7 protein-coding genes are annotated in these 6,306 nt (G+C 69.1%); all 7 read left to right on the top strand.

Going from position 1 to position 6,306, the window contains the following annotated elements; genetic code table 11:
- Positions 1-737 precede the first annotated feature (737 nt).
- The 7 genes from IEY86_RS30015 (at position 738) to IEY86_RS30045 (ending at position 6,239) form a co-directional block, all read left to right on the top strand.
- Positions 738-1,823: an extracellular solute-binding protein gene (locus IEY86_RS30015; RefSeq protein WP_189135048.1), complete on the top strand. Its 1,086-nt coding sequence runs from the start codon at positions 738-740 to the stop codon at positions 1,821-1,823.
- Complete coding sequence (locus IEY86_RS30020) at positions 1,823-2,716, top strand: ABC transporter permease (protein ID WP_189135049.1); 894 nt, start codon at positions 1,823-1,825, stop codon at positions 2,714-2,716. The genes IEY86_RS30015 and IEY86_RS30020 overlap by 1 nt, the downstream gene beginning before the upstream one ends.
- Positions 2,703-3,536, top strand: a complete 834-nt coding sequence (locus IEY86_RS30025; RefSeq protein WP_189135050.1) for an ABC transporter permease — start codon at positions 2,703-2,705, stop codon at positions 3,534-3,536. Before IEY86_RS30020 ends, IEY86_RS30025 begins: the two co-directional genes overlap by 14 nt.
- Positions 3,537-3,540: 4 nt before the next feature.
- Positions 3,541-4,677, top strand: a complete 1,137-nt coding sequence (locus IEY86_RS30030) for an ABC transporter ATP-binding protein (RefSeq protein WP_189135051.1) — start codon at positions 3,541-3,543, stop codon at positions 4,675-4,677.
- Between the two features lie 321 nt (positions 4,678-4,998).
- On the top strand, positions 4,999-5,481 hold the full coding sequence (locus IEY86_RS30035) for a flavin reductase family protein (RefSeq protein ID WP_229698877.1): 483 nt from the start codon (positions 4,999-5,001) through the stop codon (positions 5,479-5,481).
- 156 nt (positions 5,482-5,637) lie between these two features.
- Complete coding sequence (locus tag IEY86_RS30040; protein WP_229698878.1) at positions 5,638-5,994, top strand: MmcQ/YjbR family DNA-binding protein; 357 nt, start codon at positions 5,638-5,640, stop codon at positions 5,992-5,994.
- Complete coding sequence (locus tag IEY86_RS30045; protein ID WP_189135052.1) at positions 5,991-6,239, top strand: hypothetical protein; 249 nt, start codon at positions 5,991-5,993, stop codon at positions 6,237-6,239. The genes IEY86_RS30040 and IEY86_RS30045 overlap by 4 nt, the downstream gene beginning before the upstream one ends.
- The last annotated feature ends 67 nt before the right edge of the window (positions 6,240-6,306 follow it).

Genomic DNA, 6,306 nt, shown 5'->3' on the forward strand with positions numbered 1-6,306 from the left:
GGGCGGCGCCCGCGCCGGGGGAGGCGGCGCGGGAGGGGATTGGGCAGGGGGATCGGCAAGGGGGGTGGGGATTGCGGGGGATGGGGACGGCAGGGGGATGGGGATGACGCAGCGCCCCTGGGTGGAGGGCGGCCGTGGGAGTGCGTACCCGGTCGTGCCGGGGTGGCGGTCCGGCGCGGGGCGGCGGGGAATTGGCGACTTCCACGCTGCGGGACCGAGCCGGGGTGGGAAGGGGTACGGGGGTGGACACAAGGGGCCCCGGCTGGGGCGCCCTGCCATGGGCTGAGACGCTATCCGGCCTCCGACCGGCCAAGAAGTGTTGGATTCATCCATAATTCCGCTGCCGTATGGATGGTCTGCACAGTCCTCGGGTGGCAGGTGAGGCAGCCGCCCATGAAGGCGGACATCACTTGTTGACGCACCGAGGACATGTCCCTACTGTTGCGCCACCGCGGTCGCCGGGCTGACGCAGACCGCGGGAACAGAACCGTTCATGATCCGCGGCTCGCCCATCGCGATGGCGGACACGAACGAATCCCATGACGTCATGGCCGTTGGCGACGGCTCCGGACGGCAGTCGTGTCCTCGACCCGTCCGCTCATGGTGCGGATCCCCTTTTCCCTCATCCGGTGCGCATTAGCCCTTTGCGCTTCGCACCTGTCATCGGTGTGCCCGCGAGCGGGCCGCCGTGATCCAAGAGAGGCATGCCGAACATGGTCGAGAACTCAGACAGAAGCATGAGCCGCCGGACTTTGCTGCGGACAGCGGGATTCACCGCGCTGGCGGCACCGTTCGCCGGGAGTCTGCTCACCGCGTGCAGCAGCAAGTCGACCCCGTCGGCCAAGCCGAACACCACGGTGACCGTCACCTCCTACGGAGGCTCGTACAACGACCAGCTGACGAAGACTCTGCTCAAGCCCTTCGAGAACAAGACCGGTATCCGGTCCACCCTGCTGGCCAACACCAGCCTCGCCGGGCTCAAGGCCCAGGTGCGGTCGGGTGATGTGCAATGGGACCTCGTCGAGTTGACCGCTCCGGAGTACCTCCAGGCCGTCGACGAGGGGCTGTTGGAGAAGTTCGACTACAGCATCATCAGCGACAAGGGACTGCCGTCATATGCCAGGGCCGAGTACGGCATCAAGTACCTCAGCTTCCTCTTCGTGATGGCGTGGGACCAGACGCACATCCCCGACGCGCGAGCGCCCAGGAACTGGGAGCAGTTCCTGGACAAGGCGAAGTACCCGACCAAGCGCTCCGTCTACGGGCAGCTGTCCGACAGTTCGATCCTCGAAGCGGCACGGCTGGCCGAGGGCGTCCCGTTCGACAAGATCTACCCTCTCGATGTCGACGCCGCGCTGCGCTACCTCGCCCGGCACCCGGGACGCGACAAGCTCATCTACCACACGGCCAACCAGGAGCCGATCCAGCAGCTCACCTCGGGTGAGGTCGCGCTGTCCACGAGCTTCAACAACCGGATCAACGCCGCCCGCAAGGACGGCGCGAAGCTCAACTTCACCGCGTCCAACGGCGTTGTCGCCGGTGACTACTTCGTGGTCCCCAAGGGCGCCAGGAACAAGGAGGCGGCCTTCCGGCTCATGGACTTCATGAGCAACGACGCCGACGCGGGCGCCGACTTCGACCGCACCACGAACCTCACGCTCGCCAACACCCGTGCCCTGGCCAAGCTGCCCCGCGAGGTGGCCGACACCCTGCCCACCAGCCCCAAGCTGGCGGACACCATCCTGGTGCGCGACGACGCCTGGTGGGCGAAGAACCTCAAGCAGACCGAGCAGCGGTTCAAGCTGTGGCAGGCGGGCAGCTGATGACGTCGACCGCCACCCCTGTCGCCGCCACCCCTGTCACCGCCGCCGTGGGCGCCGACCCGCCGCGCGGCCGGCCGAGGCGCCCGAGAAGCGCCTGGCTTCTCCTGCTCGCCCCCGTCCTGGTCTTCGACGCCGTGCTGTTCCTTACCCCCATCGGCAGGCTCGTCACGCAGAGCACCCACGACCAGGCCTACCAGCGGGTGCTGAAGGACCCGCTGGTGGTCCGGTCGATGCTCAACACCTTCGAGATCAGCGCGTTGTCCACCCTGGCCACCGTGGTGATCGGCTACCTGCTGGCCGTCGTGATCTGGCGCCGCGGCCCGCTCATGCGTGTCATCCTCTTCGCCCTCGTCCTGCTGCCCTTCTGGACGGGCGTACTGGTGAAGAACTTCGCCTGGGCGGTCCTCCTACAGGACAACGGGCTGGTCAACAGCGCGCTCCAGGGCCTCGGCATCACCGACGGACCGCTGGCACTGCTGCACAACCGCTTCGCCGTCATCGTCGGCATGGTGCACTACCTGCTGCCCTACGCCGTGTTCCCGATCTTCGCGGCCCTGGCCGCGATCGACGACCGGCTCGAACTCGCCGCGCGGTCGCTGGGAGCGGGCGAGGCATCGGTCTTCCGCCGGATCATCCTGCCCCTGACCGTCCCCGGGGTCTCCGCCGCCGGCCTGCTGGTCTTCATCATCAGCACCGGCTTCTTCATCACCCCCGTGGTCCTCGGCGGTCCCGGCGACATGATGATCGCGAACGAGATCGACTTCTACGCCCGGCAGCTGACCGACTTCGCCGGCGCGTCCGCGCTCGCGCTCCTCCTCACCCTCGTCGTCAGTGTCCTCGTCGCCGCATACCAGCGGATCCTTCGTGCAGGAGGCGAATATGAAGCGGGCTAGCCCTCGCCATCCGTCCGCCCTGATCGCTTCCGTGCCGGTCTTCCTCTTCCTCGTCGTCCCGACGGCGATCGTGGTGCCGGTGGCGTTCAACCGGAGCCGGTACATCACCTTCCCCCCGGACCAGTTGTCCACCGAGGCCATCAGCGGCTTCTTCGGTGATCCGGCCTGGATGTCCGCCCTGCTGGCGAGCCTTCAGGCATCCGGCATCGCCGTGGTCGTCGCGGTCCTGCTGGGCGGCAGCGCCGCTGTCGCGCTGCACGGGCGCACCTTCCCCGGGCGGGCGGTGGTCACCGGCGTCATCATCGCCCCGATGATCGTGCCCGCCGTGGTGATGGCCCTGGCGTTCTACCAGTTCTTCATCTCCGTCGGCATGGTGGGAACTGTTCTGCCGATCGGCCTGGCCCACGCCGTGATCTCCGTGCCGTACGCGTTCCTCACCGTTCGGGCCGGCCTCGCCGGCCTCAATCCCGCGCTGGTGCGCTCGGCGAGCAGCCTCGGAGCGGGGGCGTTCTCGGTCATGCGGTTCGTGTACCTGCCGGTCATCCGGCCAGGACTCGTCGCAGGGGCCCTGTTCGCCTTCTCCGTCTCGATCGACGAAACGGTCATCGCGCTGTTCCTGCAGTCCCCGAGCGCGACGACGCTGCCGGTCAAGATGTTCACCGACATCCAGTACAACCTGACCCCGAAGATCGCCGTGTCCTCCGCGATGCTCGTCACCGTCGCCACGCTCGGTCTGCTCGTCCAGGTCTGCTTCACTATCCGCCGCCGCTCCATCGCCCGGCTGCTTCCGCTGACCGCGGCCGCCGACCAGACAGGGTGAACAGATGAAATCCCCGACCCCGACCCCTACGACCACTCCTTCGACACCCGCCGCGGCCGCCGGGGACGAGCGGCGCGGCTCCATCGAACTGCGCCGGGTCCGCAAGACCTACGGGAACCTCGCCGCCGTCGACGACCTCGACCTGACCGTGCGCCCCGGCGAGTTCGTCACGCTGCTCGGACCCAGCGGCTCCGGCAAGACCACGACCATGATGATGGTCGCCGGATTCGAGGAGCTGACCTCCGGCACGGTCCTGATCGACGGCAAGCCCGTCGACCGGCTTCCCCCGAAGGACCGCAACCTCGGCGTGGTGTTCCAGAGCTACGCCCTGTTCCCCCATATGAGCGCCGCGCAGAACGTCGAGTTCCCCCTGCGGATGCGCGGAGTCCGCGCGGGGGAGCGGCGCAAGCGGGCCGAGGAGGCCCTCGCCCGTGTCGGCCTCGCCGGACTGGGCGACCGCCGCCCGCGCCAGATGTCGGGAGGCCAGCAACAGCGTGTCGCACTCGCCCGCGCCCTGGTCTTCAACCCGGCCGCCCTCCTCCTCGACGAGCCGATGGCCGCGCTCGACAAGCGGCTGCGCGAGCAGATGCAGGACGAGGTCAAGACGCTGCAGCGCGCGCTCGGCATCTCGGTGCTGTTCGTCACCCACGACCAGGACGAGGCCATGTCCATGTCCGACCGGATCGTCGTCATGCGGGACGGCAGGATCGTCCAGGAGGGCGCCCCCGAGGACGTCTACGCACACCCCCGCACCGACTGGGTCGCCAACTTCCTCGGCGACACCAATCTGCTGCCGTGCAAGGTCCTGGAACGCAAGGACGGGGTCGCGGTCGTCGACCTCGGTTCCTGGGGTGTCGGCCGGGTGCGGGACCTCGGCGCCAGGGGCGACACCTACGCGGTGTCCATCCGCCCCGAGCACCTGCGGTTCGTCGACGCCGAGCGCACGGAGAACCGGGCCACGGGCCGGGTGCTGTCGTCCACGAGCCTCGGCGCCACCATCCGCCACCGGCTGCGGGTCGGGGAGAAGGACATCGTCATGCGTGAACTCAGCGCGGGCACCCGTGCGGGGCGGGGGCCGGACGACGAGGTGAGCGTCGGCTGGACCCAGGACGAGGCGCAACTGCTCGTCCTGGAGCCCTGAGAGCCGTGCGCCCCTTACCGCTCTCCGGATCCTGTCCTTCCCGTTCGCGACTCGGACGGGAAGGACACGGGCGCGGCATGGGCGGCGTGCCCAGGCGGCGCGCCGCCTCGGCCGAGGGCATGGGCGCTGAGGTGTGGGCCGTCGGCGAGGCCTGTGAACCCTGTGTCGGGCGTCCGCCGCGGGATCACCGACCCCCGCGCCCGGGCCGTGGAGGGCCGAAAGCGTGAAACCTCGCCGAGCACGTTCGTCGGGGGCTCACCGGGGAAGGGCACCGCTGCAAGCCCGTGACCGCGGACAGCAGCACAGGGAGGGGCCGACGCCGTGTCCGAGTTCGACGCTTTCACCGCTCCGCTCGACTACCCGATGTACGTGGTGACGACGGCGGCGGGCGAAGAACGGGCAGGGTGCCTGGTCGGATTCGCCTCGCAGTGCTCCATCAAGCCGCCGCGCTTCGTGGTCTGGCTCTCGAAGAAGAACCACACCTACCGGGTGGCCGTGCGGGCCACGCACGCCGCCGTGCATCTGCTGGGGCCCGATCAGCGCGATCTGGCGGAACTGTTCGGCAGCCGCACCGGCGACGAGATCGACAAATTCAGCCATGTGGGGTGCGACCCGGGCCCCGCGGGCGTTCCAGTACTGCGCGACGCTCGCGCCTGGTTCGTCGGCCCGCTCGGTGAACGGGCCGACTGGGGCGACCATGTGGGCTTCCTCCTCACTCCGGAGCAGACCAGTGCCTCCGAGGAGGTGGACGCGCTGATCACTCTCAAGGACGTCCTCGGCCTGGCTCCCGGCCATCCCGCGTGACTCCTCCACCGGTGAGGTCGGCGCTTCCGTCGTCGTCCGTGTGCGTCGTCCGTGTGCGTCGTCCGTGTGCCGATCACGGCGCGGAGCTCGAGCTTGCCGGCGGACTCGGTACCGGGCGAGGCGGTTCGGGCCCGCGGCTCTGGCTACCCTGGTGCGGTGGCCCGAATCGACGCCGAGGACATTCGCCGTATCGCGCTCTCCCTTCCGGAGACGGAGGAGAAGGAGGCATGGAGCATGCCCACCTTCCGCGTCGCCGGAAAGATGTACATCACCGTCCCGGACGACGAGACATCGTTCGCCGTGCGGTGCCCCAGGCACGAGCGGACCGAGCTGATCGCGGCGGAGCCGGAGAAGTTCTGGGTGCCGCCGCACGAGGCGGGTTCCGCCTGGGTACGTGTGCGGCTCGCCGCTCTCGAGGACCTGGAAGAGTTGCGCGACATCCTGGTGGACTCCTGGAAGCAGGCGGCGCCGGAGCGTCTGCTGGATGCATTCCATGACCGTGCGAGTGGGTGAAAGAATTGCCGTGCGCTTGCAGCCATGGTCGGGACCACGAGGCACTCGGCGACGGAACCCTGGGGTGGGACGGCGGACACGAGGGTGATGTCCTGTCTTTCACCCGCAGCCCCGGCTTCCGATGCGTCGTCGACTTCGATGTGCGGCCGGTGAAGCTGCCCGCCCACGAGGCTGTCCTGCTCTCCAGCGGACCTCTGGAGGGCGCCCTGCTGCCGGGCGACACAGCGGTGCGGCTCACTCAGTGAAGCGTGGGCGCCGCAAGGGCGCCCGGCCCGGTGGGGCCCACGGACGAGCGCGTCCGTGGGCCCCACC

This window comes from Wenjunlia tyrosinilytica (assembly GCF_014646055.1).
Taxonomy (GTDB): domain Bacteria; phylum Actinomycetota; class Actinomycetes; order Streptomycetales; family Streptomycetaceae; genus Wenjunlia; species Wenjunlia tyrosinilytica.

Coding starts and splice junctions, on each gene's coding strand:
- IEY86_RS30015 (WP_189135048.1), top strand. CDS start 738: ATGAGCCGCCGGACTTTGCTGCGGACAGCGGGATTCACCGCGCTGGCG.
- IEY86_RS30020 (WP_189135049.1), top strand. CDS start 1,823: ATGACGTCGACCGCCACCCCTGTCGCCGCCACCCCTGTCACCGCCGCC.
- IEY86_RS30025 (WP_189135050.1), top strand. CDS start 2,703: ATGAAGCGGGCTAGCCCTCGCCATCCGTCCGCCCTGATCGCTTCCGTG.
- IEY86_RS30030 (WP_189135051.1), top strand. CDS start 3,541: ATGAAATCCCCGACCCCGACCCCTACGACCACTCCTTCGACACCCGCC.